Genomic DNA, 376 nt, shown 5'->3' on the forward strand with positions numbered 1-376 from the left:
TGGTCGCCATGGAATCGCGGGCCCGGATCTTCCCGAAAGGGTTGGCCGCCTTCATCGGACTGCGCGACCAAACCTGCCGCACCCCCTACTGCGACGCCCCCATCCGCCACCGCGACCACGCCGAGCCGCACCGCACACACGGACCCACCAGCGCCCGCAACGGACTGGGCGCATGCGAAGCATGCAACTACGCCAAAGAAGCACCCCGCTGGCGGGTACGCACCGACGAACGACACGGCCGCCACACCGCCGACTTCACCACCCCCACCGGGGCCACCTACCGATCGACTGCCCCACCCCTACCCGGGCCGCCCACCCGAAGACGGCTCAGCATCGCCGAAGGACGACTCAGCGTCGACCTCATCACCTTCGACGC

At 69.4% G+C, this 376-nt stretch carries 1 pseudogene; it reads left to right on the forward strand.

Annotation, left to right across the window (positions count from 1 at the left end):
- Positions 1-376: pseudogene (locus tag AC1DY7_RS31430) on the forward strand (HNH endonuclease); the annotation flags it as partial.

Source organism: Mycobacterium sp. P2_H7 (assembly GCF_056403275.1).